This is a genomic window from Klebsiella indica, from assembly GCF_005860775.1.
GTDB lineage: Bacteria > Pseudomonadota > Gammaproteobacteria > Enterobacterales > Enterobacteriaceae > Klebsiella > Klebsiella indica.
Window position 1 is genome coordinate 94,043 of sequence record NZ_VCHQ01000027.1, and the last position, 25,624, is coordinate 119,666.

24 protein-coding genes and 1 tRNA gene are annotated in these 25,624 nt (G+C 56.3%); 10 read left to right on the forward strand and 15 right to left on the reverse strand.

Annotated elements, in window-relative coordinates; translation table 11 throughout:
* The 3 genes from FE839_RS19770 to FE839_RS19780 are packed head-to-tail and all read left to right on the forward strand — an operon-like array spanning position 1 to position 3,400.
* Positions 1-942, forward strand: coding sequence for an ABC transporter permease (locus tag FE839_RS19770; protein WP_138362481.1), 942 nt, complete (start codon positions 1-3; stop codon positions 940-942).
* Positions 943-953: 11 nt separating this feature from the next.
* Positions 954-1,760, forward strand: coding sequence for an ABC transporter permease (locus FE839_RS19775; protein ID WP_241675651.1), 807 nt, complete (start codon positions 954-956; stop codon positions 1,758-1,760).
* Positions 1,757-3,400, forward strand: coding sequence for a dipeptide ABC transporter ATP-binding protein (locus tag FE839_RS19780; protein ID WP_138362483.1), 1,644 nt, complete (start codon positions 1,757-1,759; stop codon positions 3,398-3,400). The genes FE839_RS19775 and FE839_RS19780 overlap by 4 nt, the downstream gene beginning before the upstream one ends.
* Before the next feature lie 219 nt (positions 3,401-3,619).
* Here FE839_RS19780 and FE839_RS19785 read toward each other — a convergent pair.
* Positions 3,620-3,695: transfer RNA gene (locus FE839_RS19785), tRNA-Ile, on the reverse strand.
* A gap of 123 nt (positions 3,696-3,818) precedes the next feature.
* Here FE839_RS19785 and mug point away from each other — a divergent pair.
* A complete protein-coding gene (mug, locus tag FE839_RS19790; RefSeq protein WP_138362484.1) occupies positions 3,819-4,325 on the forward strand; it encodes a G/U mismatch-specific DNA glycosylase in 507 nt (168 codons plus the stop codon).
* 175 nt (positions 4,326-4,500) lie between these two features.
* On the opposite strand, the gene rpoD is transcribed toward mug, so the two are convergent.
* The 3 genes from rpoD to rpsU form a co-directional block, all read right to left on the reverse strand.
* The gene (gene rpoD, locus FE839_RS19795) at positions 4,501-6,345 is read right to left on the reverse strand and encodes an RNA polymerase sigma factor RpoD (RefSeq protein WP_138362485.1); all 1,845 of its coding nucleotides are present in this window, start codon (positions 6,343-6,345) and stop codon (positions 4,501-4,503) included.
* A 150-nt stretch (positions 6,346-6,495) separates the two neighbouring features.
* A complete protein-coding gene (dnaG, locus tag FE839_RS19800) occupies positions 6,496-8,241 on the reverse strand; it encodes a DNA primase (RefSeq protein ID WP_138362486.1) in 1,746 nt (581 codons plus the stop codon).
* 224 nt (positions 8,242-8,465) lie between these two features.
* Positions 8,466-8,681, reverse strand: a complete 216-nt coding sequence (gene rpsU, locus FE839_RS19805) for a 30S ribosomal protein S21 (RefSeq protein ID WP_001144069.1) — start codon at positions 8,679-8,681, stop codon at positions 8,466-8,468.
* 235 nt (positions 8,682-8,916) lie between these two features.
* Here rpsU and FE839_RS25020 point away from each other — a divergent pair, with 235 nt between their 5' ends.
* Positions 8,917-9,048: a hypothetical protein gene (locus tag FE839_RS25020; protein WP_277753125.1), complete on the forward strand. Its 132-nt coding sequence runs from the start codon at positions 8,917-8,919 to the stop codon at positions 9,046-9,048.
* Positions 9,049-9,118: 70 nt separating this feature from the next.
* A complete protein-coding gene (tsaD, locus tag FE839_RS19810) occupies positions 9,119-10,132 on the forward strand; it encodes a tRNA (adenosine(37)-N6)-threonylcarbamoyltransferase complex transferase subunit TsaD (protein ID WP_138362487.1) in 1,014 nt (337 codons plus the stop codon).
* 47 nt (positions 10,133-10,179) lie between these two features.
* Here tsaD and FE839_RS19815 read toward each other — a convergent pair whose 3' ends face one another.
* The 9 genes from FE839_RS19815 to plsY form a co-directional block, all read right to left on the reverse strand.
* The gene (locus tag FE839_RS19815; RefSeq protein WP_138362488.1) at positions 10,180-11,787 is read right to left on the reverse strand and encodes a purine-cytosine permease family protein; all 1,608 of its coding nucleotides are present in this window, start codon (positions 11,785-11,787) and stop codon (positions 10,180-10,182) included.
* Positions 11,788-11,937: 150 nt separating this feature from the next.
* Complete coding sequence (gene ureG / locus FE839_RS19820; protein ID WP_138362489.1) at positions 11,938-12,555, reverse strand: urease accessory protein UreG; 618 nt, start codon at positions 12,553-12,555, stop codon at positions 11,938-11,940.
* A gap of 8 nt (positions 12,556-12,563) precedes the next feature.
* On the reverse strand, positions 12,564-13,238 hold the full coding sequence (locus FE839_RS19825; RefSeq protein WP_138362490.1) for an urease accessory protein UreF: 675 nt from the start codon (positions 13,236-13,238) through the stop codon (positions 12,564-12,566).
* Complete coding sequence (gene ureE, locus FE839_RS19830) at positions 13,239-13,703, reverse strand: urease accessory protein UreE (protein ID WP_138362491.1); 465 nt, start codon at positions 13,701-13,703, stop codon at positions 13,239-13,241.
* A gap of 9 nt (positions 13,704-13,712) precedes the next feature.
* Entirely contained in the window at positions 13,713-15,416 is a 1,704-nt protein-coding gene (gene ureC / locus FE839_RS19835) for an urease subunit alpha (protein WP_138362492.1), read from the reverse strand.
* Positions 15,409-15,729 carry an urease subunit beta gene (locus FE839_RS19840; RefSeq protein WP_138362493.1) on the reverse strand — a complete coding sequence of 107 codons (321 nt, stop codon included), beginning with the start codon at positions 15,727-15,729 and terminating at the stop codon, positions 15,409-15,411. The genes ureC and FE839_RS19840 overlap by 8 nt, the downstream gene beginning before the upstream one ends.
* A 9-nt stretch (positions 15,730-15,738) precedes the next feature.
* Positions 15,739-16,041, reverse strand: coding sequence for an urease subunit gamma (locus FE839_RS19845; protein ID WP_138362494.1), 303 nt, complete (start codon positions 16,039-16,041; stop codon positions 15,739-15,741).
* A gap of 9 nt (positions 16,042-16,050) precedes the next feature.
* A complete protein-coding gene (locus tag FE839_RS19850) occupies positions 16,051-16,875 on the reverse strand; it encodes an urease accessory protein UreD (protein WP_138362495.1) in 825 nt (274 codons plus the stop codon).
* 174 nt (positions 16,876-17,049) lie between these two features.
* A complete protein-coding gene (gene plsY / locus FE839_RS19855; RefSeq protein ID WP_138362496.1) occupies positions 17,050-17,670 on the reverse strand; it encodes a glycerol-3-phosphate 1-O-acyltransferase PlsY in 621 nt (206 codons plus the stop codon).
* 221 nt (positions 17,671-17,891) lie between these two features.
* On the opposite strand from plsY, the gene folB reads away from it, so the two are divergent.
* Positions 17,892-18,275, forward strand: a complete 384-nt coding sequence (gene folB / locus FE839_RS19860) for a bifunctional dihydroneopterin aldolase/7,8-dihydroneopterin epimerase (RefSeq protein ID WP_138362497.1) — start codon at positions 17,892-17,894, stop codon at positions 18,273-18,275.
* Positions 18,276-18,488: 213 nt separating this feature from the next.
* Complete coding sequence (bacA, locus tag FE839_RS19865; RefSeq protein ID WP_138362498.1) at positions 18,489-19,310, forward strand: undecaprenyl-diphosphate phosphatase; 822 nt, start codon at positions 18,489-18,491, stop codon at positions 19,308-19,310.
* A gap of 13 nt (positions 19,311-19,323) precedes the next feature.
* Here the strand turns inward: bacA and FE839_RS19870 are convergent, their stop codons facing one another.
* Complete coding sequence (locus FE839_RS19870; protein ID WP_138362499.1) at positions 19,324-20,565, reverse strand: multifunctional CCA addition/repair protein; 1,242 nt, start codon at positions 20,563-20,565, stop codon at positions 19,324-19,326.
* A gap of 59 nt (positions 20,566-20,624) precedes the next feature.
* On the reverse strand, positions 20,625-21,245 hold the full coding sequence (locus FE839_RS19875; RefSeq protein WP_138362500.1) for a TIGR04211 family SH3 domain-containing protein: 621 nt from the start codon (positions 21,243-21,245) through the stop codon (positions 20,625-20,627).
* Positions 21,246-21,459: 214 nt separating this feature from the next.
* On the opposite strand from FE839_RS19875, the gene FE839_RS19880 reads away from it, so the two are divergent.
* Together FE839_RS19880 and glnE are read left to right on the forward strand one after the other, a co-directional pair.
* Positions 21,460-22,758: a CYTH domain-containing protein gene (locus tag FE839_RS19880; protein WP_138362501.1), complete on the forward strand. Its 1,299-nt coding sequence runs from the start codon at positions 21,460-21,462 to the stop codon at positions 22,756-22,758.
* A 23-nt stretch (positions 22,759-22,781) separates the two neighbouring features.
* Positions 22,782-25,616, forward strand: a complete 2,835-nt coding sequence (glnE, locus tag FE839_RS19885; RefSeq protein ID WP_138362502.1) for a bifunctional [glutamate--ammonia ligase]-adenylyl-L-tyrosine phosphorylase/[glutamate--ammonia-ligase] adenylyltransferase — start codon at positions 22,782-22,784, stop codon at positions 25,614-25,616.
* Positions 25,617-25,624: the final 8 nt, after the last annotated feature.

Sequence of the window (25,624 nt, forward strand, 5' to 3'; positions counted from 1 at the left end):
ATGTTGCAGTTCCTGCTTACCCGTATTATGACCGCCATTCCCACGTTGCTGCTGGTAACGGTGATGGTCTTTTTGCTCACGCGCATGGTGCCAGGAGATCCGGCGCTGCTGATGCTGGGCGATATGGCGACGGAAGCGAGCCTTGCCGATCTGCGTCACAGCATGGGCCTGGATCAGGGAATGGTGCAGCAGTTCATTATCTGGTTTGGCAACGTGTTGCAGGGTAATTTCGGCCATTCGATTCAAAGTGGACAGGACGTATTGCCGCTAATTTTGCAACGCTTCGGCGTGACGCTCAGCGTGGTGCTGGCGGCGATCGCGATAGCTTCGCTGCTGGCTGTACCCGCCGGAATGTTGGCGGCGTGGAAACAAAACTCATCGCTTGATACCGGCCTGGTTATGTTTTCCACTTTTTTGCTGTCGATTCCGAGCTTCTGGATGGGGCTGCTTATCCTGTTGTTGTTTGGCCTGCATCTGGGCTGGCTGCCGGTGGTTGGTTACGTCGCGTTAAGCGACAACCTGAAAGCTGGGGTTCTGTACCTGCTGATGCCGGTAATGACGCTGGTGCTGGTTGAGATAGGGGCGCTGGTGCGCATGATGCGCGCCAGTACGCTGGAAGTGCTGCGGCTGGATTACGTTTCCCACGCGCGTGCCAAAGGGCTGCGCGAGCGCACCGTACTGGCGCGTCATGTGTTCCCTAACGCTTTTGGTCCAACATGGACGCTGATTGGCTTAACGCTCGGCAATCTGCTGAGCGGCGTAGCGGTGACAGAGACGGTGTTCAGTCTTCCCGGCCTGGGACGCCTGCTGGTTGATGCTATTTACGCACGTGATTATCCAGTGATCCAGGGCTGTATGCTGTTTATCGCCACGCTCTACGTTCTGACCAATCTGCTGATTGATGCTCTTTATCCATTATTTAATCCGAGGGTTTCCGCCTGATGAAAAGACGAATGTCTCTCGCGCCCAATGCCCTGCTGGGGATGACATTGATTGGCATCATCGTGCTGGCTGGCGTGTTGGGCTTTTTCTGGACGCCGTTTGATCCTGGTCGGATAAATATTCTGGAGCGTCTGCAGGCGCCTGGCGCGCAATACCTGCTCGGCACCGATGAATATGGCCGTGATGTGCTCAGTCGCTTACTGGCCGGGGCCAGCGCCAGCATGACCATTTCGCTGGTGACGGTGGGCTTCGCCCTGCTGGTCGGTATTGTTCTGGGGCTGATTAGCGGCTATCTGCGGGGTGTGGTGGACCGGCTCATTATGATGATAACCGATACATTGCTGGCGTTCCCCGGCATCCTTCTGGCGCTGGGGTTGCTAAGCATCCTCGGTAATAACCGCTACGGTATTATTCTCGCGCTGGGACTGGCATATACGCCGTCGGTGGTACGTATTGTGCGTGGAACGGTCATGGGGCTACGGGAAGCGGATTTTGTCGCAGCCGCCCGGATAATGGGGCATAACGAACTGACCATTTTGCGCAGACATGTTCTGCCGAACTGTCTTGCGCCGCTTACCGTACTCGGGACGTCGATGCTTGGCTGGGTGTTAATTTCGGAAAGCGCACTCTCTTTCTTAGGGCTGGGCGTGCCGCCGCCGGAGCCGACATGGGGAAATATGCTGGCGGCAAGTCGTAGTTATCTGGCACAAGCGCCCTGGCTGGCTCTGCTCCCGGGGGGCTGTATCTCTCTGGCGCTGCTGGGCGTCAATATGCTGGGTGATGCGCTCCGTGATTATCTTGATCCGAGGATGCAATGATGAACAATCAGACGCCATTATTGCAGGTGACCAACCTGCGGGTGAATGCGGCGGAGCGTGAAGTGGTGAAAGGCCTCTCTTTTTCTCTGGCGCCGCGAGAAGTGCTGGCTGTGGTAGGTGAGTCAGGCAGTGGTAAAACGTTGGCGATGCGCTCCCTCATCAAACTATTGCCTGCCGGTATCGTCAGCCAGGCAGACGCCATGGTGTTCGATGGTCAGGATTTACAGCAGCTTAATCAGGAACAACTGCGGCGCCTGCGTGGTGCGGGAATCGGCATGGTTTTCCAGGAACCGATGACGTCTCTGAATCCGGCGATGACCATTGGCCGCCAGCTTGATGAAGGGTTGGTTTTGCATACCTCACTGACGGAACGTGAGCGGCGAGAAAAAACCATTGCCATGCTGGAGCGAGTTGGTTTAACGGAGGCAGAAAGTCTGCTTGGGCGTTATCCCCATGAGTTTTCCGGAGGCATGCGTCAACGGGTTATGATTGCCGCGGTGATGCTGCTGGAGCCGAAACTGATTATTGCCGATGAACCGACTACGGCGCTTGATGTGCTGGTACAGCATGAAGTGATGGAATTGATGCTGACGCTGACGGCGGAAAAGGGCAGCGCGGTGATCCTTATCAGCCATGATTTATCGATGGTGGCACGCTATGCCTCGCGCATTATGGTGATGGAACAGGGTGAGCTGGTGGAGCAGAACAGTAGCCAACGTCTGTTAGCGGATCCGCAGCATCCTTATACCCGCCGTCTGTTGGAAGCGTTGCCGGTACGCCAGCCCCCTCCGGATCGGCAGCGCTTATTAGCGGCGGAAAGCGTGATCGCGCTGACTGATGTCGAGATTACCTATACCGGCCGTAAAGCGTGGTTTCGTTCGGCTTCCGTGACGAAAGCGGTAAACGGCGTCAGTTTTAACGTGCGCGCGGGGGAGACTGTCGCGCTGGTCGGGGCCAGCGGATCAGGTAAAACGACTATCGGCAAACTGATTGCCGGCATGTTAAAGGCCAGTCGTGGGACCCTGGCGTTCCGCGGGCATTTGATTAGCAATGCGGATAAGAAACTGCTTTCCAGCTGGCGTCGCGAATGTCAGATGATTCAGCAGGACCCATTTTCTTCACTGGATCCGCGAATGTACATCGCGCAGATCCTTGAAGAGCCGCTCCTGCTGGTGGCAACGATGAATCGCCGTGCTCGCGAGCAACGTGTACGTGAGGTTCTTGATGAGGTGGGACTGGGCGAGATGTTTTTGACCCGTTATCCGCATCAGTTGTCGGGAGGACAGCGTCAGCGGGTCGCGATCGCCAGGGCGATTATCCGCCGTCCTGCGTTTATCATCGCAGATGAACCGACATCAGCTCTCGATATGACTGTACAAAAACAGATTCTGCAGTTGTTAAAACGGTTACAGAACCACTATGGTTTCGCCTGCCTTTTTATCACCCACGATCTTGGGGCGGTTGAGCAGGTTGCAGACCGTATTTTGGTCATGGAGAAAGGCGAGCTGGTGGAGAGCGGCTGGAGTGACGATGTGTTGGATAATCCGCGCCATCCCTATACCCGGCGGTTGTTGGGCTGTCTGCCGATGTTAAAACCGCTGGAGCAAGGCGGGTATCAGTTACAACAACAGCCAGCATAGTTTCAGGATGGCTGACGCGAGAACGTTTTGAACTGCCGAAGACAGGCTATTGATGGGATGAAGTGATGTAAATAATGGGGATTACCGGGGTAGGGGATATATTCAGCGTAGCGAAAGATCATTAACGGCGAATGGTGCGGTTTGCCGGGATACCTACACCTCGCGTGGGTATCCTGGAAAAGACTAAGGGCCTACGTTTTCACGTAAGCCCTTGATATTTGGTGGCCCCTGCTGGACTTGAACCAGCGACCAAGCGATTATGAGTCGCCTGCTCTAACCACTGAGCTAAGGGGCCGTGGCGAGGGATTATAAAGTAACTGATGCCCGCAATCCAGCCTAAAACGCGCGGCTGCTGTTTTTATAAACAACGCATTTTCAATCCGTTATAATTATCTTTTGGGTATTGAGATGGGAAAATATGATTAACGATATTCTGGCACCGGACCTGCGGGTGGTTTTTTGCGGTATTAACCCAGGGAAGTCTTCTGCCCATACCGGTTTTCATTTCGCCCATCCGGGTAATCGATTCTGGAAGGTGATTCACCAGGCCGGATTTACTGACCGTCTTCTCAGGCCTGAAGAGGAGCTGCACCTGCTGGACACGCGCTGCGGGATTACCATGTTAGTCGAACGGCCGACGGTGCAGGCCAGCGAAGTCGACTTGCTGGAGCTACGGGATGGTGGCCGGGAACTGGTCAGGAAAATGGAAGAATATCAGCCGCGAGCACTGGCGATCCTCGGTAAACAGGCGTTTGAAAAAGCGTTTCAGGCGCGTGGCGTACGATGGGGAAAGCAGCAGGTGACCATCGGCACAACGGAGGTATGGGTGTTGCCGAATCCCAGCGGCCTGAACAGGGCGACGTTGGATAAACTGGTGGATGCCTATCGGGAACTGGATGATGCGCTGGCGACGCGAGGGCTTTAATCGGGAAAATCATCTTTATTTAACCGTGAATATCCCCTCCAGTGCCGGTCATACCGAACGTTCAGATTCTCTTAAACAATCAGCGTTATGTTCTCCGGTCGTGGTTTACAACTGGCGTAAAAAAGCCAGTCATTCGACTGGCTTCAGACAGGCTTTTTGTAATAACCGGCGATAATTAATCGTCGAGGAAGCTGCGCAGTACTTCAGAGCGGCTCGGGTGGCGCAGTTTACGCAACGCTTTCGCTTCGATCTGACGAATACGTTCGCGGGTAACGTCAAACTGTTTACCCACTTCTTCCAGCGTGTGATCGGTATTCATATCAATACCGAAACGCATACGCAGGACTTTCGCTTCACGGGCGGTCAGGCCTGCCAGAACATCGTGAGTGGCGGCGCGCAGGCTTTCCGTAGTGGCGGAGTCCAGCGGCAGCTCAAGGGTGTTATCCTCGATAAAATCGCCCAGATGCGAATCTTCATCGTCGCCAATCGGCGTTTCCATGGAGATAGGTTCTTTGGCGATTTTCAGCACCTTACGAATTTTATCTTCCGGCATCAGCATGCGCTCGGCCAACTCTTCCGGTGTTGGCTCGCGGCCCATTTCCTGCAACATCTGGCGAGAAATACGGTTGAGCTTGTTGATCGTCTCAATCATATGCACCGGAATACGGATGGTGCGCGCCTGATCGGCGATAGAGCGGGTGATCGCCTGACGGATCCACCAGGTTGCGTAAGTGGAAAACTTGTAGCCACGACGGTATTCAAATTTATCAACCGCTTTCATCAGGCCAATGTTGCCTTCCTGAATCAGGTCGAGGAACTGCAGACCGCGGTTGGTATATTTCTTGGCGATGGAGATAACCAGACGCAGGTTCGCTTCAACCATCTCTTTTTTCGCACGGCGGGCTTTTGCTTCACCGATGGACATACGACGGTTGATATCTTTTACCTGCTCAATGGTCAGGCCGGTCTCTTGCTCAATCTGCTGCAGTTTCATCAGGCCGCGCTGAACGTCTTCTTTCACGTCAAGCAGCTTCTCGGACCAGGGCTTGTTCATCGCCACGGCGGCATTGAACCAGGTTTCGCTGGTTTCGTTGCCGGTGAACAGCGTGATGAAGTTTTTCTTCGGCATTTTGCACTGTTCAACGCACAGCTTCATGATGATACGCTCTTGAGTACGAACGCGATCCATCATGGTACGCATGCTGTTAACCAGGTAGTCGAACTGCTTCGGCACCAGACGGAACTGTTTGAACACTTCAGACAGTTTGAGGATCTCTTCCTGCGCTGCGGCGTGGCTGCGGCCTTTCGCTTTGATGGTGTCGCGGGTCAGTTCGTACTGTGTACGCAGCTCGGCAAATTTCTCGCGCGCCAGCTCCGGGTCGATGCTGTTGTCGTCATCGCCGCTGTCGTCGTCGTCTTCTTCATCCTCATCTTCGTCGTCATCCATCTCTTCCTGAGAGAGTTCAGAACCGACGTGCGTCGCCGTTGGCGCCATATCTTCTTCGGCGTTTGGATCGACGAAACCGGTGATCAGATCGGACAGACGCGCTTCTTCCGCTTCAACGCGATCGTACTGTTCAAGCAGATAGGTGATCGCTTCCGGATATTCGGCAACCGAGCACTGAACCTGATTAATCCCGTCTTCAATGCGTTTGGCGATGTCGATTTCACCTTCACGCGTCAGCAGCTCGACGGTACCCATTTCACGCATATACATGCGCACCGGGTCGGTTGTCCGTCCGATTTCAGACTCAACGCTGGAGAGCACCTGAGCAGCAGCTTCTTCCGCATCTTCGTCAGTGTTGTTGCTATTTTCAGCAAGCAGGAGATCATCGGCATCCGGCGCTTCTTCCATCACCTGAATGCCCATGTCGTTGATCATTTGGATGATGTCTTCGATCTGGTCGGAGTCGACGATATCTTCCGGCAGATGGTCATTGACCTCGGCATAGGTCAGATAGCCTTGCTCCTTACCACGTTGGACAAGAAGCTTCAGCTGTGACTGCGGGTTTTGCTCCATAAGACGGTATCCACACTTAATTCGTTTGATTGGTGTCAGCAGACGAGCCGCCGACATTTAAAGCGAGGGCCTACTTATATAATTGCCGCTGCGCCTCTGCGCGGCTGTCGGGGGCTTCCCGAACGATATTCGGCACTTAAGCCGTTAAATTCATTTTTTTTCCAGAGCCTGTCGGATTTCCCAGAACTCCCGGCGTTCCTCACTGCTTAAACCGTGTGTGCGATCGCGAGCGATCAACTCTTCTTGTCGCAGTTCCAGCAGTGAATCAAACATATGATTGAGCGAGTCGGTGAAGGTTTTTTCAGCAATATCTTTATCTGCTATATCGTCCCACATCGACAGTTTTTCAAGGGTTGCGGCTTCATTTGTACCACGGTACTGCTCTAAAAGTTGCCCGGTAGTCAGACCAGGCTGAGACAAACAGGTTTTAACCAGTTCGTTGAATAAACCCAGCCCCGGCATCTTACGCGAATCCAGACCTTCTAATGGCGGTACCTGCGGCGCCAGCGCCGGGTTTTGCACCAGCAGCCCTATAAGTATACGCATGGTCGTCCGTTTTAGCTGTAGAGCCGGGCGCTGGATGCTATTTTCAGACAGTTTAGGCATTAAACGTTCAAGCTGGGCGTCATCTAAAATGCCTAACTTGTTACCCAACTCCTGACGCAGATAAATGCGCAACGTTTCGCCCGGAACCTGGCTTATCAGCGGCAGCGCTAAAGTACTGAGCTGTGCACGCCCGTCCGGCGTACTCAAATCCACCTGCGGCAACAGACTGTTGAACAAAAACGTGGAGAGCGGCTGAGCCTGCTCCATCCGCGCTTCAAATGCCTCTTTCCCTTCTTTACGCACCAGCGTATCCGGGTCTTCGCCATCGGGCAGAAACATAAAGCGCAGCTGGCGTCCATCGGTCATATACGGCAGCGCCGTTTCCAGTGCGCGCCAGGCGGCATCACGGCCAGCCCGGTCGCCGTCATAGCAGCAAACGACCTGATTAGTCACCCGGAACAACAGCTGAATATGGTCAGCGGTCGTCGACGTACCTAACGACGCAACCGCATAGTTTATGCCGAATTGCGCCAGCGCCACCACATCCATATAACCTTCGACCACCAATAGACGGGGCGGTTCGGCGTTGTCCTGCTGTGCTTCATAAAGGCCGTACAACTGGCGGCCTTTATGGAAAATATCGGTTTCCGGAGAGTTAAGGTATTTCGGCAGGGCATCACCCAGCACGCGACCACCAAAACCAATCACCCGGCCCCGCTTATCGCGGATGGGAAACATCACCCGTTCGCGGAAACGGTCATAACTGCGCCCCTGATCGTTAGTGACCAGCATGCCTGCATCAATGAGCGATTGCCGATTCTCCTGATTGCCACCAAAACGTTTTAACACGTTGTCCCAACCGGGAGGGGCATAGCCAATCGCAAAGCGCGTAATCACCTCGCTGCTTAAGCCGCGTTTTGCCAGATACTGGCGCGCGGGGTCGGCGGCAGGTTGCATCAGAGACTGTTGATAAAACGTGTTCAGACCCTCCATCAACTGATAAAGATTCTGCCGCTGATGGCGCTCAATCTGACTGGGTCCGTTGCCTGCTTCATAGGGCACTTCAAGGTTGTGCATCGCAGCCAGCTCTTCGACGGTTTCCACGAACTCGAGCTTGTCGTAGTTCATCAGAAAGTCGATAGCGTTGCCGTGCGCGCCGCAGCCAAAGCAGTGGTAAAACTGTTTTTCACCGTTGACGGTGAAAGAGGGGGTTTTTTCGTTATGGAACGGACAGCACGCGTGAAAATTTTTGCCCTGCTTTTTCAGCTTTACCCGCGCGTCGATCAGATCGACGATGTCGGTGCGCGCCAGCAGGTCATTAATAAATACGCGTGGGATTCGTCCAGCCATATGCCCCGTTTTATACGCCTCACCTTTCAGGATGTCTCTGCCCCGGCAGCGCTCGTTACTTACCCTGGTAAGCTCCGGGACTCACGCCCTTGCCGTCTTAAATCGATCCTGAATGATTGAGTGTATATGCTAATGCATAAACGAAAATAAGCCGCGCATTCCTTCCGGAAGCACGGCCTTACAACTACAACTCGCTCTGAATTGAGAGCCGGGCTCTCAATAGATTAGTACAGACGAGTGCGGCGTGCGTTTTCGCGAGCCAGTTTCTTCGCGTGACGTTTCACTGCGGAAGCTTTAGCGCGTTTGCGTTCGGTAGTCGGTTTTTCATAGAACTCACGACGACGAACTTCCGCCAGAACACCTGCTTTTTCGCATGAACGTTTGAAGCGACGCAGTGCTACGTCGAACGGCTCGTTTTCACGTACTTTAATTACCGGCATGTAACTCTCACCTTTGATAAATTCGGTTTGCCGCTGGCATCGGCGCCAGCTTATTTCAAAATGGTGCGGAATTTTACTGCAATTGCTGCTGCTTTGTAAAGCACCGACGCGACTTTTGAAAGGGACTTTTATAAGGACTGGGAGTATACACGAACTGAACACCAGGGGTGAGGAAAGTTTTATCTCCGTCGTCTTTCAGGCTGCGGATGCGTTGGCTTTGTTACCCGGCCCATCCATGAGCCTCGCCCTTACGGGCCGCCACGACACGGCGTTCAAATCTGTACCGGACGGATTTGTCGCTTACATCGGCTACGTACTGTCCGTACGCGCCGGGGATGCGCAGCGTCGTCGGCATGCTGCGGCCTGACATTCTTAATCTATACATCAACCGGTATTGGCCCTACACTGCGCGGTAGTGAAATGAGGTAAAACTAGCCATGCGTGTATTGGGAATTGAAACATCCTGCGATGAAACCGGCATCGCTATTTATGACGACGAAAAAGGTCTGCTAGCCAACCAGCTGTACAGTCAGGTGAAATTACACGCCGACTATGGCGGTGTCGTGCCCGAGCTGGCCTCGCGCGACCATGTGCGTAAAACGGTACCGCTGATTCAGGCGGCGCTAAAAGAAGCGGGGATGACGGCGAAAGAGATTGATGCCGTCGCCTACACGGCGGGGCCGGGGCTGGTCGGCGCGCTGCTGGTTGGCGCGACGGTAGGCCGCGCGCTGGCGTTTGCCTGGAACGTTCCGGCGATCCCGGTACACCATATGGAAGGGCACCTGTTGGCGCCGATGCTGGAAGATAACCCGCCAGCATATCCTTTTGTCGCGCTGCTGGTTTCCGGCGGCCATACGCAGCTCATCAGCGTGACCGGCATTGGTCAGTATGAGCTGCTGGGCGAATCCATTGATGATGCGGCGGGCGAAGCCTTCGATAAGACCGCGAAACTGCTGGGGCTGGATTATCCCGGCGGCCCGATGTTGTCGAAAATGGCTTCGCAGGGCACTGAAGGGCGTTTTGTCTTTCCCCGCCCGATGACCGACCGTCCCGGACTGGACTTCAGCTTCTCTGGCCTGAAAACCTTTGCCGCGAATACCATCCGCAGCAACGGCGATGACGAGCAGACGCGCGCCGATATTGCCCGCGCCTTCGAAGATGCGGTGGTGGATACGCTGATGATTAAGTGTCGTCGCGCGCTGGAACAAACCGGTTTTAAACGTCTGGTGATGGCGGGGGGCGTCAGCGCTAACCGGACGCTGCGCGCGAAGCTGGCGGAAATGATGAAAAAACGCGGCGGAGAAGTCTTTTATGCTCGCCCTGAATTCTGTACCGATAACGGCGCGATGATTGCCTATGCGGGTATGGTTCGTCTGCACTCTGGCGCAAAAGCGGATCTCGGCGTGACCGTCCGTCCCCGCTGGCCGCTGGCGGAACTACCGGCGGCCTAATCGCTGCTATTTAACAGGCCGACGCAACATCGGCCTGCCTTTCGAACCTATTCCATACTTTTACACAGCGAGCAGATTGTGCCCTCGTGCTTGTGCGAATGCATCACGTCAGGACGTTCATACGCTTCCCGGCAGCGAATGCAGCGGTAAACTGTGGTTGACGCATGGCCTTGCGCATCGTAGCGCGGCTCGGCGATACCATCATCGTATTGCTTAATGTAATAGCGTCCGCGGGTGATGATTCCCATTACCGGGGTCATCACAAACGCCACCACCAGCGCGATGAGCGGTGAGAACGGTGCCAGCGTATCGCCTGTCAGACCAAAGAAGGCGCTGATCGAGAGGCCTGCTGCGAGAGCAAAAGCCACCACGCCCACCGGGTTGACGTTGTAAATCATCCCGCGACGGTACTCCGGCTGCATCGGCGCCAGTTTCAGTAGCCCTTTGTTAACGGTGATATCGGTTGCGACCACCACTACCCAGGCGATAGCGAAATTGGAATAGAAACCGAGGATCCACGCCAGCGCGCTGAACATATCGCCTTCCATCAGCGCGAGGGCAATCGCCAGATTGACGATGACGAAAATAATCCGCCCTGGATAACGCTTCGTGGTGCGCGTCCAGGCGCTGGTCCATGCCAGCGAACCGGAATAGGCGTTAGTGACGTTAATTTTGATCTGCGAGATAACCACCAGTACTACGGCGAGCGTTAACGCCAGCCAGCCGGGAACCAGATTATCAAAAACGCTGACGAACTGCTGTACCGGTTCGGTATTGTGTACCGCCGGGAAACGGGTCAGCAGATAGAAGCCGAGGAAAGCGCCGATAATCTGTTTAATCGCGCCTAATACCACCCAGCCTGGCCCGGCGGAGAACACCGCCAGCCACCAGCTTTTGCTATTTTCAGCGGTCTTCGGCGGCATAAAACGCAGATAGTCGATCTGTTCGCCAATCTGCATGATCAGCGACAGACACACGCCTGCGCCGAGCATAATGGCGGTTAAATCCACCGTCGAGGCGTTGTTCTTACCGGTGAAATGGATAAAGCCGTCTACCAGGTCCGGGTCTTTAGCGATGAGCCAGACTACCGGAACCACCATCAATACCAGCCACAGCGGCGTCGTCCATACCTGTAGACGGGTCAGCGCTTTCATGCCGTATACCACCAGCGGCAGCACCATCATGGTGGCGATAAGGTAGCCGATCCATAGCGGGATCCCTAATCCCACCAGCAGCCCCTGCGCCATAATTGAGCCTTCGAGGGCGAAAAAGATAAAGGTAAACCCGGCGAAGATAATGCTGGTGATCACCGAGCCAAAGTAGCCGAAACCGGCGCTGCGGGTGATTAAGTCAAGGTCGATGTTGTAGCGTGCGGCGGTGATTGCCAGCGGGATACCGGTGAGGAAAATGACCAGCGCCGCCAGCAGGATCGCATAAATCGCATTGGTCGTGCCCCATGCCATGCCGATGCTGGCGCCGATAGAAAAGTCCGCCAGATAGGCGATACCGCCCAATGCGGTTACCGCGACAACGCCCGGTCCCCAGCGGCGAAAGCTGAGGGGCGCATAGCGAAGGGTATAATCCTCCAGCGTCTCTTTTGAGCCGGAGGCAGTGGTTTGCGCAGGTAAATCAGTTTTAATATCCAGCGATGACATAATCATTCCTTAATGGTTAGGCATATCTGGAATTAGCAAACCTTATGCCACATCGCAGGGCAGGGGCTATCAGGGTGCGGGAAGGAGATGACTAACGAGAGGGCATGGCGCGCACCATTCCGACGCCTCTGCGCCGGAATGGTGCAAAGGTTACTTGCCGAGCATGCCTTTGTCTTCGATAAAGGCGATGATACTTTGCAGGCCGTCGCCGCTTTTCAGGTTGGTGAAGCCCCACGGGCGTTCGCCGCGCATGCGCAGGGTATCCCGCGCCATGACTTCCAGAGATGCGCCCACATAGGGTGCAAGGTCGGTTTTGTTAATCACCAGAAAGTCGGATTTAGTGATCCCCGGCCCGCCTTTACGGGGGATTTTTTCCCCTTCGGCCACGTCGATCACGTAGATGGTGAGGTCCGCCAGTTCCGGGCTGAAGGTGGCGCTCAGGTTATCGCCGCCGCTTTCCACAAAGATAAGATCGAGGTTGCCGAACTTTTCGCTCAGTGCTTCCACCGCCGCAAGGTTCATTGAGGCATCTTCCCGAATGGCGGTATGCGGGCAGCCGCCGGTCTCGACGCCGACAATACGCTCAGGCTCCAGGGCACCAGCCTCGGTGAGGATGCGCTGATCTTCTTTGGTATAGATGTCGTTGGTGACCACCGCCAGTTGCCAGGTGTTGCGCATGGCTTTGCAGAGCGCTTCCAGCAGCGCGGTTTTACCGGAGCCGACCGGACCGCCGACGCCGACGCGCAACGGTTGCTTAATCGTGTTCATACCTTCTCCTAAGAACGGAATAATCGGGAATACTGGGTTTCGTGGCGGGAGGACGCAATTGCCGCCAGCGGCATTGCCGATCCGATAGCGCCATCCGGGGCTACCAGGGCGCTGTCCATATCCGCCGCATAGCGGTCGCACAGGCGCAGAATCAACTGCTGGGCAGCCTGCTGGCCGAAGGGCACCAGCTTGACGCCCGCCATCACCGCACTCTCAATCCAGCTGTAGCCAAAGCTGAGGGCCAGATCGGGGATAGCGATTTTCCAGCGTACGCCGAGCCAGGCCATGCCGGTTAGCTGGCTTTGCTGACAAATTTTGCGCCACTCAGGCGGGCAGTCCGGCCGCCAGTCGGTGAGTAAACGGGTGAAGGCCGCGCCGCGATTGCGCTCTTCATCACGCAGTTCACGGGTCTCCCGACAGGCAAGCAGATAAGCGGTCCAGCGCTGCGCCGATGCCAGATCGTTTGCTTCGCAGGCCTGATAGAGCCGGGCGAATAGCGGCAGGTCGACGGTAAAAAAACTCTGTTCCATCTGCCGCAGTTGCCAGCGCTCAAAGGCCGCGGCATCCGGTACCCAGCCTGCTTCCACCGCCCACTCCAGCCCCTGAGACCAGCTATAGCCGCCAACCGGGAGGCTGCTGCTGGCAAGCTGCATCAGCCGCAGGCGTTTTTCCGGCGTCGGCATTTAATGACTGTGCTCATGGTGATGATGATGACCGTGAGACTCGCTGGCGTAGGCACCGGCTTCCGGTTCAAACGGCAGATGAGCAAAATCAACGGTCAGGCCAAACTGGCGCAGCATGTCGTCCAGTACGTGATCGTGATGGTAGCGCAACTCGCCGGGCATAATCTGCAGCGGTACGTGGCGGTTGCCGAGGTGATAACAGGCTTTCGCCAGCACAAAGGGATCGTCGCAGCGCACGACCGAAACGGCTTCATCGGCGGCGATGACTTCGATAAATTCGCTGCCGTTTTCATTGCTAAGGATGTCGCCGCCGCGCAACAGCAGGCCGCGTGGCAACAGCAGGCCAGCCTGACGACCATCGTTAAGGGTGACTTTAATGCGGCTTTTTACCCGCACATCAATCGGCAGCGTGACGCTGGCGGTGGCCTGTACCGGGATCTCCACCCGTTGGGTCAAATAAAGCATTTGCGCTCCTTAAAACAGGAAATAACGTTGCGCCATCGGTAACACTTCCGCCGCTTCGCTGGTAATCAACTCGCCGTCAATACGCACCTCGTAGGTTTGCGAATCGACGGTAATATTGGGTAGCAGGCCGTTGTGATGCATGTCGGCTTTTTGTACCGTGCGGCAACCTTTAACCACCGCCGTCGCGCTGTGCAGGTTCAGCCGTTCGGCAACGCCATTTTCTGCCGCTGCCTGCGACAGAAAGGTCAAACGGCAGTGGTGACGGGCACCGCCCAGCGCGCCGAACATCGGACGATAGTGCACCGGCTGCGGCGTCGGGATAGACGCGTTGATATCGCCCATTGGCGCCATGGCGATCATGCCGCCTTTGATGACCGTCGCCGGTTTCACACCGAAGAACGCCGGGGACCACAGTACGATATCCGCCAGTTTGCCGACTTCGAGCGAGCCGACTTCATGGGCGATACCGTGGGTCAGCGCCGGATTAATCGTGTACTTGGCAATATAGCGCTTAACACGAAAGTTATCGTTATCGCCGCTCTCTTCCGCCAGCGTGCCGCGCTGAACCTTCATGCGGTGCGCGACCTGCCAGGTCCGCAGTACCACTTCGCCGACGCGGCCCATGGCCTGCGAATCAGACGAAGTGAGTGAAAACGCGCCGAGATCGTGCAGGACATCTTCCGCGGCGATGGTTTCCCGACGAATCCGCGATTCGGCAAACGCCACATCCTCGGCAATATCCGGGTCGAGGTGGTGGCAAACCATCAGCATGTCCAGATGTTCGTCAATGGTGTTGACAGTGTAGGGCAGCGTCGGGTTGGTGGACGACGGCAGAATATTGGGGTGCGCGCAGGCGGTAATAATATCCGGCGCATGGCCGCCGCCCGCGCCTTCGGTATGGAAAGTATGAATCGTGCGCCCGCCGATAGCGGCCAGGGTATCTTCGACGAAGCCGGACTCATTGAGCGTGTCGCTGTGTAGCGCGACCTGAACGTCCATCTCGTCGGCCACGGTCAGCGCGCAGTCGATCGCCGCCGGGGTTGAGCCCCAGTCTTCGTGAATTTTCAGGCCGATAGCCCCCGCCGCGACCTGCTCACGCAGCGCATCCGGATTTGAACCGTTGCCTTTTGCCAGCAAACCGATATTGACCGGCAGGCTATCCGCCGCCTGCAGCATCCGCGAGATGTACCACGGCCCCGGCGTACAGGTCGTTGCGTTGGTGCCCGCTGCCGGGCCGGTGCCGCCGCCGATCATCGTGGTGACGCCGGAGACCATCGCCTCTTCCGCCTGCTGCGGGCAGATCCAATGGATATGGGTATCGATGCCGCCAGCGGTGACGATCTTGCCTTCCGCGGCGATCACTTCCGTCGCCGTGCCGATCGGGATCGTCACGTTGGGCTGAATGTCCGGGTTTCCGGCTTTGCCGATCGCGAAGATCCGTCCGTCTTTGACGCCGATATCGGCTTTGACGATCCCCCAGTAGTCGATAATCAGCGCATTGGTCAGCACCAGATCGACGCATTCATCGGACAGCATCTGCCCCTGACCCATGCCGTCGCGGATCACTTTACCGCCGCCGAATTTGACCTCTTCGCCGTAGGTCGTCAAATCGTCTTCGACCTCGATCCACAGTTCGGTATCTGCCAGGCGAACTTTATCGCCGGTGGTGGGGCCGAACATGTCGGCATAGGCCTGACGTGAAATATCACTCATCGTTTGCCTCCAGATTGCCCATGACCTCGCCGCGAAAACCATACACCGCGCGCGTACCGGCAAGCGCCACCAGCTCTACCTCGCGTTTCTGGCCCGGCTCAAAGCGCACCGCGGTTCCGGCGGCGATGTTCAGGCGATAGCCCGCGGCCTGCTGCCGATCGAACTTGAGCGCCGGATTGACCTCGGCGAAGTGGTAATGTGAGCCGACCTGAATCGGCCGGTCGCCGTGATTTTCAACGATAATGCGGCAGGTTGCGCGGCCTGCGTTAATCGCTATCTGGCCGGGTTTGACCTGATATTCTCCTGGGATCATCGCGTCACCTCAGATTATCGGGTTATGAACGGTGACCAGCTTCGAGCCGTCCGGAAAAGTGGCTTCGACCTGGATATCGGGGATCATTTCCGGTACGCCTTCCATGACCTGATCGCGGCTCAGAACGTGGCGTCCATCTTCCATTAGCGCCGCAACGCTTTTGCCATCGCGAGCGCCTTCCATAATAAAAGCGCTAATCAGGGCCACGGATTCCGGATAGTTAAGTTTCAGGCCGCGGGCCAGGCGACGCTCCGCCAGCAGCGCGGCGGTAAACAACAAGAGCTTGTCTTTTTCTCTGGGTGTCAGTTCCATAGCGTTCTCTTAAGTCAGCCAGATTCGGGGGAGTACCGGAGATTTGCCGGTCAGGTGTGGGCGCATAAACTGCCAGATATCGCGCATCGCCTGCTGGCAAAGCAGATTATTATTACTTAAAAAGCGCACCGTCAGCAGGCCGTCGGTGAGGGTGGCACCGGCGTAATTCTCCAACGGCGTAAGTTTGTCGCGCACGCCTTCCAGCAGCATCTCGTTCGCCGGGTAGAACAGCAGGGTTCCCACCCACGGCTGCTCCGCGACGCTTGCCAGCTCTCCGTCAGCCAGGCTCAGGCGCTCAATCAGCAGCGGCGCGTCGTCTACCCATACTTCCAGCCGATTGGCGATAGCGCCGTAGTTAAAGGCTTCGCCGATCACCGGGCGGCCAAGGCATAACAGGTCCCAGGCCAGCAGCTTGCTGGAAGAGGAGAGGTGAAATTCGGTGCGCAGCGAAGCGTTCGCGCCGGGAAAAAATATTGCGTCCTGCGGCAGCCACTCAAGCGTGGCATGCCCGGCCAGCGCCAGGGTTTGCTGAAGTCGGGACTGCGCGCCGCTGCTGCGATAAAACTTGCTGGCGCCGGGCATGGTGATCAGCGTATGGCAACCGGGTTCAATGGTGGCGTTAATGGTCAGGTCGTCGCCGCCGACGATGCCGCCGGGGGGATGGAGCACATAGAGGTGGCAGGTCTCTTCTTCTGGATAAAACGGGCGCTGAACGGTGAGTGGACCGACATGACGGCTGGAGACGAGCGTAGTCTTCCCGCCGAGCAATTGAAAGCGGAGGTCAAGCGTGGCCTGCCAGCCTTTTTTATTCGGTGATAACACGGTGCCGTACAATGTCGTGCCCCTGCAAAATCAAGATAAAACAACAGCAAAGAGTATTGATCGGGGACCTGGTATCCCGGTCATATGAAAAGCTTATATCTGACTCGCCACCACTGAATTTTTGATGGTATTTATCGGTTAAGCAATGGGCAGGCGTCGCGGCGATTTAACCCTTTGCCACAAAGATTACTTCTTCTCTGGCGCTTTTTTCTTCTTTTTGAACAGGTTCCAGATTCTGGTCTCCTGGTGACGCCACAAACGCTGAATGTTGTCATGGTGGCGCAGCAGGATCAGGCATGAAAGCATCGAAACCGGGAACGTATACTGCGGTTTGAACCACCAGACGTAGAACGGCGCGATGAGCGCGCTGACGATAGCCCCCAGGGAAGAGTAACCGCTGAGCAGAATGGTGAGCAGCCAGGTGCCGGCCATCAGGCCAGTGAGATCCCAGCCGATAGGGGCAATGGCCCCGAAAGCGGTAGCTACGCCTTTACCACCGCGAAAATGAAAGAATATCGGCCAGATATGGCCCACGCAGGCGGCAATCGCTACCAGACCAAGCCAGAACGGCGTGAGGCCCAGCGCCCACGCCCCCCAGACCGGCAGCATGCCTTTCAGCACGTCAAAAATAAGCACCGCTACGGCTGCGCCCTTGCCGCCAATTCGCAGGACGTTAGTCGCGCCTGGATTGCCGGAGCCGCAGTCGCGTGGATCGGGCAGGCCAGCGAGGCGGCACACCAGAATGGCGCTGGAGATTGAGCCGCAGAGGTAGGCGAGGATAACCAGTCCAGGCGCGATTGCACTCATCAGCTGTTCCATTTTGAAAGTGTTGTTTTATCCCCTGCCATCTGCGCGTGAGTGGCGCATTGATCTGCCCGGATACATAGCCGCGCTATGCTCCCGCAAGTTGGCTGCACCGCTGCTTTCCCGCCGCGCAAATTGTTTAGGGGATATCTTTGCATCTGTGGATAATACGCATAATTGGCCGGAAGTGGTATCCGGTTTAGCCAAAAAGCGAGCAGGTCGTGATGGATATTGTATTTATAGAGCAACTTTCGGTAATCACCACGATTGGTGTTTATGACTGGGAACAAACCATCGAACAGAAGCTGGTGTTCGATATCGAAATGGCGTGGGATAACCGCAAAGCGGCGGCCAGTGATGATGTAAACGATTGTCTCAGCTATGCTGATATCAGCGAGCTGGTCATCAACCACGTTGCAGGGGCGCGCTTCGCGCTGGTCGAGCGCGTGGCGGAAGAGGTTGCCGACCTGTTGTTGGAAAATTTTCCATCTCCATGGGTACGTATTAAAGTCAGCAAGCCTGGCGCGGTAGCCCGGGCGGCCAACGTTGGCGTCATTATTGAGCGTGGTCATAATCTGAAACAAAATTTTTCAGGTCATACTTGTTAAACAAATTGCGTTTATACCGGTCATAGAAGCTGGCCATCAGACTGTTTGCTTTGCCGTTTGTCCCGGAGCCGCGCTCGACATTCGCGTGTTTAACCTGCACGCGCCTGTTTCTGTGCGCTGTCTGCGGTCAGATTGTCCGCAATAATGGCATCTGATAGCTCCGTTTTCTTCGTTCCTGGTTTTTTCATTTTACTTTTTAAAGGGTTTAATTGGATGAGCGATATACACTCGCTGCTGGTGGCGGCAATATTGGGTGTGGTTGAAGGGTTGACAGAGTTTTTACCTGTTTCCAGTACGGGTCATATGATTATAGTCGGTCATTTGCTGGGTTTTGAAGGCGATACCGCGAATACTTTTGAAGTAGTGATTCAGCTAGGTTCTATTCTTGCGGTGGTGGTGATGTTCTGGCGTCGTCTGTTCGGTCTTATCGGTATTCATTTTGGTAAGCCGCCAGAACACGAAGGTCTGGGCAGCGGTCGTCTGTCGCTTATCCATATTCTTCTGGGAATGCTCCCGGCGGTGGTGCTGGGGCTGATTTTCCACGACACCATTAAGTCGCTGTTTAACCCGGTGAACGTGATGTATGCGCTGGTGGTCGGCGGCGTGTTGCTGATTACGGCGGAAGTGCTGAAGCCAAAACAGCCGCGTGCGGTGGGTATTGATGATATGACCTATCGTCAGGCGTTTGTGATCGGCTGTTTCCAGTGTCTGGCGCTGTGGCCGGGCTTTTCGCGCTCCGGAGCGACCATTTCAGGCGGGATGCTGATGGGCGTCAGCCGCTATGCCGCTTCTGAGTTCTCGTTCCTGCTGGCGGTACCGATGATGATGGGTGCAACCGTGCTGGACATGTACAAAAGCATCGGTTTCCTTAACGCTGGCGATATTCCGATGTTTGCTGTCGGTTTTGTCACGGCGTTTATCGTTGCGCTGATTGCCATTAAAACTTTCCTGCAACTGATTAAACGTATCTCGTTTATCCCGTTTGCCATCTACCGCTTTATCGTCGCGGCGGCGGTCTACGTGGTCTTCTTCTGATAACATCCTGCCCTCAGCCCTGCGGCTGAGGGCAGCGTTTTTCTTTCCATCGTTCAAGGGCCTGAATCCGTCGACGCGTCAGCTCTTCGCGAATCCCGATGCCCTGAAACCCCTCAGCCACCACCTCTTTTGTTGACACTGACCGGGCCACCTCCCAGGCTTCCAGCAGCAGACGCCCCTGGGGATAGTCGCAGGCCTCAAAACCAGTGCGACCGCGAACGTCGGCTTCACTGGTTAAGGCGATTTTTTTGACCCGCTGTGGTTTGCGCCAGGCGTCGATATTATCGAACAGCTTGACCAGCGTTTTTGGCTGCAACATGGGCAGGGTATGTATCAGATCGTGAAATTCGGCGACCAGCTTTGCCAGATCGCGGATCTCGTTCGGTACCCGCAATCGGGCGCAGAGCTGCTCGACCAGCTTAACGCCAGCCGGACCGTGGCCGTGATGGCGCGGCCACAGCGCTTTCGGCGTTAACCCTTTTCCGAGATCGTGGCACAGGGTCGCGAAACGCACGTCGACCTCCGGTGAGAGCATTGCCGCCATAGTGACGGTCATCAGGGTATGCAGACCGGTGTCGATTTCCGGGTGCCATTTCGCAGGAGCCGGTACGCCATACAGGGCGTCAACTTCCGGGAACAGCGCCTTGAGACCGCGGCAGTCGCGTAACGTCTGGAAGAAAACCTGCGGGTTACGGGTGGTAAGGGCGCTTTCGGTTTCTTTCCACACCCGTTCGGGCGTGAGGTGCGCAAGCTCGCCGTTATCGGCCATTGCGCGCATCAGCGCCAGGGTTTCATCAGCGATACGGAATCCCAGATGCGCATAGCGGGCGGCAAAACGCGCCACGCGGAGTACGCGCAGCGGATCTTCGCTAAAGGCGGGAGAGACATGGCGCAGCAGGCGATGGCGTAAATCGGCCAGGCCGCCATAGGGATCGATAATCCGGCCGTCGGCATCCTGAGCCAGCGCATTGATGGTCAGATCGCGACGCAGCAGATCTTGATCAAGGGTGACATCAGCTGCGGCATAGCAGGTGAAACCTGTATAACCGGCGCCAGATTTTCGCTCGGTACGCGCCAGGGCATACTCTTCGCGGCTTTGGGGGTGAAGGAACACGGGAAAATCGCGGCCCACCTGCTGGTAGCCCGCGTCCAGTAACTGCTGAGGCGTCGCGCCGACCACGACCCAGTCTTTATCTTTAACCGGCAGCTTTAATAACGCATCCCGAACCGCACCACCGACCAGATAAACCTTCACGCCTTACTCTCCCGTATTCATTTTTTACGATGATACGTAAGTCTGGCAGAGAAGACGAATTAGTTCATCCACCGGTCTTTGCGCTTGCGGCTGGGTACCAGGTGTGGCAACACCAGACCGAGGAGCAGGCCAACGCCCAGGACGCCGCCGCCGTACATAAACCACTGCATGATAATGGTGCGCTGTTTGTCATCAAGCTGCAGATTTGCGGCGTTTACCTTTTTCTGCGCAACAACCAGCTCGTTTTTCAGCTTCTGGTTCTCTTCTTTCAGGCCGTTGATGACGGCATCGCTACCGGCGACTTTCTGCTGCATGTCCGCCGTGCGCTGCTTCCAGGTGGTATCAATGTTATTCAGCTTTTCGGTCAGGGTTTTGACCTGGTTCTCCAGGTCCGGTACGCGGATGCGCAGGCTGGGCTGATCGCTCAGCTCTTTCAGCGGGATCCAGGCCGTCCGGCCGCTGCTGTCGCGCACCTGTGCATAGTTCGTGTTGTCGTTGGTTTGCAGTACCGAGACTTCTTCACCGGCGTTAAGGGTGCCCACGAGACGATAGTTATCACCTGGACCGCTGCGAACCCAGGTATTCAGTTCATCTGAAACGTAACGCTTTTCTTCCGCGTGAACCGCTGTAGCCGCGCTAAGCGCCAGCAAAGTTAATGTAATAAGGCGTAATTTTGGCATCAGGTCATCGTTTGATCATAAAAAGTTGAACGATAGTAGTGGTATCGCCGAAGCGACGCAAAGTTTTCCGCCACAATCGGAATCATCCATCAGGTGGCCCGGTAAAATGCACATTGCATGGCGATTCGCCGCAAAATACTATTTACTGACAAGAAATATTGTTGTTAGTTCGCCGCAATTTCCCGGCACAGCATATAAGCGGAAGAATTCAGTCATGGCTCAAGAAATCGAATTAAAGTTTATCGTTGCTCAGGATGGCGTTGATGCGCTGCGTCAGCGCCTTAATGCCCTGGACGCAAAGCACACGCCTGCGGGCCAATTGCTGAATATCTATTACGAAACGGCGGACAACTGGTTGCGCCGCCACGATATGGGGCTGCGCATTCGCGGTGACCAGGGGCGTTATGAAATGACGCTGAAGATCGCCGGACGCGTAGTGGGCGGGCTGCATCAGCGCCCGGAATATAATATCCCGCTGGAAAACCCCGAACTGGCGCTTGCGCGTCTGCCGGTCGACGTCTGGCCGCAGGGTGAACTGCCAGCGGAACTTGCGCAGAGTGTACAACCGCTTTTCAGCACCGATTTTGCGCGTGAAAGATGGGTCGTGAAAGAAGGCGACAGTGAAATTGAGATTGCTCTCGATCAGGGGGAAATCAAAGCGGGCGAGCAGCAGGAACCGATTTGCGAGCTCGAACTGGAGCTGCTGTCCGGGAATCCGCAGGATATTTTGAGCCTGGCTCATCGCTTGCTGGAGAGCGGTGTACTGCGTCAGGGAAGCCTGAGCAAGGCGGCGCGCGGCTATCATTTGGCGCAGGGTAACGATGAGCGCCCTGTGACGGCATTATCTGTTCTTCGGGTTGTGCCAAAGGCCAGCGTCGAACAGGGTCTGGAAGCGGCGCTGGAAAACGCGCTGGCGCACTGGCTTTATCATGATGAAGTTCTCAGTCGCGGTAATTCAAAAGCGAAAACGGAGATTCTGCATGCCATCGCCCGCGTGCGTCATGCGCTGGTGCTATTTGGCGGCATTGTCCCGCGTAAAGCCACAACTCAACTGCGTGAACGGTTGAGCGCAGCTGAAGCGGCGCTGGCGGAGGCTGAAACGGCCGAGGCGGCGCTTTTTGGCGTGGCGATCGTTGATGCGAAGCTGGCGCTCACCGAATGGCTGGTGAATCGCGGCTGGCGTCCTTTCCTCAATGCCGCCGGAGAGCAGAAAATTGGCGGGTCGTTTAAGCGTTTCGCTGATATTCAGCTCTCCAGAGCGGCGGCGGAGCTGAAAAACGCCTTCCGCCAGCCATCGGGCGATGATTATAGCGATCAGCTTCCGCGCCTGGACCGCGAGATTGATACCGTTCAGCTACTGGCCGGAGCCTACGCTGACGTTGCCGAACCGTGGCTGGAAAACTGGCAAGAAACCCGCCGGGCGATTGCGCATAATGACAGTAGCGTTATCGACTATTTCCGTCGCCGGGCGCTGGCAGCGGAGCCGTTCTGGCTGCATAGTGGAAAACGATAATTCAGGCCAGGGAGCCCTTTAAGATGCCGCTTTCTTCGCAATTAGAGCAACACTGGCAGACGGTTATAAACCGGCTGCCAGCGGATTTTCCCGTATCGACGTTGAGTGAACAGGCGCAATCGGTGATGGCATTCAGCGATTTCGTCGAACAGAGTCTGACAGCCCAGCCGCAATGGCTGGCGGAACTCGAAAGCTCGCCGCCCGAGGCTCAGGAGTGGCGTCATTACGCCGACTGGCTGCAGGCTCGCCTTGCGGAGGTGAATGATGAAGCGGCGTTGATGCGTGAGCTGCGCCAGTTCCGCCGCTGGATTATGGTGCGTATCGCCTGGGCTCAGGCGCTATCGCTGATCGGCGAAGAGATCTGTTTGCAGCAGCTAAGCGTACTGGCGGAGACGTTAATTGTCGCCGCTCGCGACTGGCTTTACGCCGTCTGTTGCCGCGAATGGGGCACTCCGTGTAATGCTGAAGGCTCGCCGCAGCCATTGCTGATCCTCGGGATGGGGAAACTCGGCGGCGGCGAGTTAAACTTCTCCTCCGATATCGACCTGATTTTCGCCTGGCCGGAGAAAGGCTCCACCCGCGGCGGACGTCGCGAACTGGATAACGCGCAGTTTTTTACCCGGCTTGGGCAACGGCTGATTAAGGTACTGGATCAGCCGACTCAGGATGGCTTTGTCTACCGCGTCGATATGCGCCTGCGTCCGTTTGGTGATAGCGGCCCGCTGGTGCTTAGCTTCGCCGCGCTGGAGGATTATTACCAGGAACAAGGGCGTGACTGGGAGCGCTATGCGATGGTGAAAGCGCGAATTATGGGGGATAACGATGGCATTTATGCCAGAGAGCTGCGCGCCATGTTGCGGCCGTTTGTCTTCCGCCGTTATATCGATTTCAGCGTGATCCAGTCCCTGCGTAATATGAAGGGAATGATTGCCCGCGAAGTGCGTCGCCGGGGGCTGAAGGACAATATCAAGCTGGGCGCGGGGGGGATCCGCGAAATTGAGTTTATCGTCCAGGTGTTTCAGTTGATCCGCGGCGGGCGCGAGCCGATGCTGCAACAGCGGGCCTTGTTGCCGACGCTGGCCGCCATTGAAGCGCTGCGTTTGCTGCCGGAAGGTGATGCGAACCGGCTGCGCGAGGCCTATCTGTTTTTACGTCGCCTGGAGAATCTGCTGCAAAGCATCAACGATGAGCAGACGCAAACCTTGCCGCAGGATGCGCTGAATCGCGCCCGGCTGGCGTGGGGCATGGGCGTCGCCGACTGGGATACGCTTAGCGCCAGGCTGGCTGAACAGATGGCCAATGTGCGCAATGTCTTTAATGAATTAATTGGCGATGATGACGCGCAATCGCCGGATGAGCAACTCGCAGAGCACTGGCGTGAATTGTGGCAGGATAGGCTGCAGGAAGACGATATCAGTCCGGCGCTGGCGCATCTGGCGGATAACGAGCGTCGCAGCGTACTGGCGCTGATCGCCGATTTCCGCAAAGAGCTGGATCGGCGCACGATTGGCCCGCGCGGTCGTCAGGTGCTCGATCAACTGATGCCGCATCTGCTCAGCGAAATTTGTTCACGCGAGGATGCGCCGGTGCCGCTGGCGCGCATTATGCCGTTATTGACCGGGATTGTTACCCGCACCACTTATCTGGAGTTGTTGAGCGAGTTCCCCGGCGCTTTAAAACACCTGATTAGCCTGTGTGCGGCTTCACCGATGGTAGCCAGCCAACTGGCGCGGCATCCGCTGCTGCTGGATGAACTGCTGGACCCCAATACGCTCTATCAGACGACGGCGACCGATGCCTATCGCGATGAGTTGCGTCAGTATCTGCTGCGTGTGCCGGAAGAGGATGAAGAGCAGCAGCTGGAGGCGCTGCGCCAGTTTAAGCAGGCGCAACTGCTGCATATCGCCGCGGCCGATATCGCCGGGACGCTGCCGGTAATGAAAGTGAGCGATCACTTAACCTGGCTGGCTGAAGCAATGATCGACGCGGTAGTCCAGCAGGCGTGGCTGCAGATGGTGGCCCGCTATGGGCAGCCGACGCATCTGTACAATCGGCAGGGGCGCGGTTTTGCGGTGATTGGCTACGGTAAGCTGGGGGGCTGGGAACTGGGCTACAGTTCTGACCTCGATCTGGTCTTTCTGCATGATTGCCCGATGGAAGTGATGACCGACGGCGAACGCGAAATTGATGGGCGTCAGTTTTACCTGCGTCTGGCGCAACGCATTATGCACCTTTTCAGCACCCGAACGTCTTCAGGGATTCTGTACGAAGTGGATGCTCGCTTACGTCCTTCAGGCGCGGCAGGCATGCTGGTGACGACCGCCGATGCATTTGCTGACTATCAGCAAAATGAAGCCTGGACCTGGGAGCACCAGGCGCTGGTTCGCGCCCGCGTGGTCTATGGCGATCCCGCACTGCAGGCGCGCTTTGATGCGATTCGTCGGGATATTCTTACGACCCCGCGGAAAGGGGAAAAACTGCAAACAGACGTGCGGGAAATGCGGGAAAAAATGCGCGCTCACCACGGGAATAAGCATCCCGATCGCTTTGATATTAAAGCTGATACGGGGGGGATCACCGATATTGAATTTATTACCCAGTATCTGGTTCTGCGCTATGCCAGCGATAAGCCGAAGCTCACGCGCTGGTCTGATAACGTGCGCATTCTGGAGCTGCTGGCGCAGAATGACATTATGGACGATGCAGAGGCGTGGGCCCTGACCCGTGCGTATACCACGTTACGCGATGCGCTGCACCATCTGGCGTTGCAGGAACTGCCGGGGAACGTGGCGGCAGAGGCATTTTCCAGCGAGCGTGAGCAGGTGAATGCCAGCTGGCAGAAGTGGTTGATGGCTTAACTAAAAAG